The organism is Desulforamulus aquiferis (genome assembly GCF_030577015.1).
Classification (GTDB): domain Bacteria; phylum Bacillota; class Desulfotomaculia; order Desulfotomaculales; family Desulfotomaculaceae; genus Desulfotomaculum; species Desulfotomaculum aquiferis.
Window position 1 is genome coordinate 1 of sequence record NZ_JARPTC010000061.1, and the last position, 492, is coordinate 492.

Annotated in this window: 1 protein-coding gene; it reads right to left on the bottom strand. The window is 53.7% G+C overall.

Features of this window, described 5'->3' with window-relative positions; translation table 11 throughout:
• Positions 1-492, bottom strand: a 492-nt coding sequence (locus P6N53_RS18515) for a 4Fe-4S dicluster domain-containing protein (RefSeq protein WP_304545833.1), incomplete at both ends; no start/stop codon positions are given.

Here is a 492-nt window from a genome sequence, read left to right on the forward strand (position 1 = left end):
GACAGTTTTTGATGCACCTACCGCAGCCAACGCAGGCGGTGGCGTTGTATCTATCTACAAAGTAGTTGAATTTGTGCATGAGTCTTTGTCTCCAACGGGCTTTCCCTCCGGTTCTCGGGTTGTGCCCGGAGCCGTGCAGGGTAAATAGTGGGAACATGCAGGCATCCCAGTTTCTTACCCGGCAGCCGCTGCAGTCGGTGGCCTCATCCGCTATGTCAAAACAGTGGCAGGTGGGGCACAGGTAGGTACAGGCTCCACAGCCGATGCATTTTTCGTGCAGGCTGTCCCAAAAGCTGTGCTCAAACATGCCGTTTAGTTTCTCTGCCAAGCCTTCAATATTAATGCTGCCGTCGGCCTTAATTTCTGCCTGGAGTTTGGCGGCCTCTGCCTTGGCTTCTTCTCCGGCTTCGCTAAGTCCAAGTTTTCCCAGCAGCTCTTGTCCCTTTTCGCTTATGCCTTCTACTACGTAGGCTTCCCCTATGTCGGTCAGGA